Annotated in this window: 1 protein-coding gene; it reads right to left on the minus strand. The window is 66.4% G+C overall.

Features of this window, described 5'->3' with window-relative positions:
• Positions 1-2,726: hypothetical protein (locus IEZ09_RS45790; protein WP_189260128.1), on the minus strand; the 2,726-nt coding region annotated here is incomplete at its 3' end.
• Between the last annotated feature and the right edge of the window lie 42 nt (positions 2,727-2,768).

A 2,768-nucleotide genomic window follows, 5' to 3' on the forward strand; every position in this document is an offset into this window, starting at 1 on the left:
GCGCTGCCAGTACTCCCGTCCACGACCGAATCGGCCTGGTTCGCCGCCGCCTCATCGTCGCCGTCGTCCTCGAAGATCGGCGGTAGTACCGGCCGCGCCTCGAACGGGAGCGCCACCGGTTCCCTCGCAACCGTCACGGACACGATCGACGACACGTCCGGCTCACGCTCAAGGCGAGACTGCTCCGTCGGGAACAAGAACCCCACCGGCTCGCCGGGCTCGCTCACCACAGGCACGGTGACGAACCTGCCATCGACACCCGTCTGGCTCTCGTCCGAACCAACGGATCGGTCATCGTCGCCGGGGGTGTTTGCCGCGCTCACGCTCGCATCCCGGCGCTCCGCCCACTCGGCGAACTCTCGGGTCGTCAGCACCGATGGATCGGAGAGCTTCCCATCGTTCAGGATGAACACGGGTTCTTCATCAACCACGGTCGCTTGCACATGAACCTGGTGACCCGTCGTTGCCACGATGACGCCATTGGTCGCGGCAACCCGCTGCCAGAACGCCGCTAGTCGTGCGGAGTCCAAATCCGCGAGGAATACTCGTTCATCGGTTGTCGAGCGAGAACTGCCGAACAACGTCTCGTCTGGCCCAAAAGCGAGTTGTGTGCGGAACGTGTCAGCGAGTTGTCTGCGGAACGTCTCGACGTAGGTCATCTGGTCAACACCGATCAGCCTGCGCCAACCCCGATCGACCAGCACGGGCGCGGCGACGATCGCGCTCGTCGCCCAGTGACCCTTGATGATCTTGCGCGTGAGCACGGGAGCCGTGCCCCCGGTCAGGTCGGCGGCAGCGAGCTTCTGCATCGCCCGGCCCCAGCGCTCACTCAGCGCACGCCACTCCCGACGTACCTCCGGATCGGACTGATCGGAGTCGATCAGCTCCCGCGCCCAACGCTCGATCACGTCGAACTCCGCTCGCGCGTCCGCGACCCGCTCAAGGACCATCTCCTCGAGAGAACGACGGAACAGCCGGTCCGACTTACCCCTGACGTCGCTGGGCACCTTTCGAATGCTGTTTTCGGTCGCCGTTGCCGCCGTGCGGCCGATGTGCAACAACGCCACGATGTTCGGCAGGGTGACGCGAACGGCGGTGTCGACCGCGGCCGCCACACATGTCGCGAGGAAGTACTGCTCCTCATGACCGGTGCTCGCGAACATCGACTCGACGAGGGCTGGTGGGTTCGCCAGGAGCGCGGTGTACAACTCCGACGAGACGACCCCAGACCTGCCTGCCTCGCTGAGGTTCAGCAGCCCCAGCACGGCGAGGCGGACCGGCAGATCCGCCTCCGCGGGCAAGTCGATCGCGCGTGTCGAGGACAAAGCGTCCGTGAACGGATCCCTGCCCAGGGACACGAAAGCGTCCAGTTCTCCGAGTAGCCGGGAGAGCCGGTGGGAGGAGATCACCCTGATCTCGCGCCGGTCTCTCTGGCGCCCGCCCCACCTCGACCGGCCGGGCTGATCCCTGACCGGCGTCAGGGATGCGGCGAGCACGGCCTCGTTGACGAACGTCCGCACCCGCTCCTTCACCGCCGGATCCCGATGTGCGGCAAGCGACCGGTTGAGCGCGACGAGCTGGTCACGGGTGCTGTCCGGAAGCTCGTAATGTGCCAGTCCGCTATCGGCGAGCGCCGTGTATTCCGCGATCCTGGTACTGAGATCGTTGCGCGACATGACCAGTTCGGACAACCCGTCCATGACGCGGTCGTAACCGATGGCCGCCCGTTGCTGCGGTGTGAAGCTGTCGGCAAGCGTGATCTCGACAGTGGTGCGGCGCATGTCTTCGGCGGTGACGGCAGCCGTTGTGCGGCCGATCTCGGTCACCAGGCGAACCTCGATGTCGCTCACCGACACAACCGGACGGTCGCCCTGGAGGACTTCGAGTTCCTGGCTGAGCGCCGCGAGGAACTGGTCCCGCACGAACTCGGCTCGGTGCCGTGCGGCCGCCGAGGTCCTGCCGGCACGGAGGAAACCCGATCGGCCATTGCCCCGGCCCGTGATCGTGGCCTTCAGCCCGGTCTCGTTCATGCCCGCACGCCGCACCATCACCTGGGCCACCTGCCGTGCCTGGGCCAGGACAGGACTGAGCGCGTCGGAGGACGCGGTGCGCTTGCCCTCGTCGAACCAGACGTTCACCGGCTCCAGGGGCCGCAGCTCGGCGGCCATCGTTTGCGACGCCCCGCGCCTGGCGGCAGGCTCAGCGGCGTCATGTCCGGTCTCCTCGATGCCTGCCAAGGCATCCGCTGGCCTGGGGTGACGCTCCAGCGGCGCGACCTCCTCAGCGTTCCCGGCTTCCCTCGCCCGTGCCACGCTGGCGTCGAGATCGGCGGAGATCTCGCTTTCGAGCGGGAAGTGCTCCGGATCCTCCTCCCAGCTAGGAGAACCGTCCGAGTCCACATCCGATCCACTGTCGTCCATGCCGGTCGGCCAAGCCGAAGAGGCGCCAAAAGCCGACCGCGCAGGGGAAGCCCGTCCCGCGCTTGGCTCGTCGGAGGCGGCTGCCCCCTCATCAGTGTCGTCGTTCTCGTCGTCTTTCGGCAAAGCCGACACATCACTTGTGATACGCCGCCTCAGATCCGCAAGGTTCAATCGGACAGGCGGGGAATCCCTTCCAACAGCACCGATCCAGCTGTCATCCGAATCCGAGTCCTCTTCCAGCCCAGAGAGATCCAACTCAGCAAGCGAACTCTCAGCAAGCGAACTCTCGGCATCGTCGGTGAACACGGCGAACTCGTCTCCGGCGCCCTCAGCGGCCTCCTCATCCGC

It is taken from the genome of Lentzea flava (assembly GCF_014648475.1).
Lineage (GTDB): Bacteria > Actinomycetota > Actinomycetes > Mycobacteriales > Pseudonocardiaceae > Lentzea > Lentzea flava.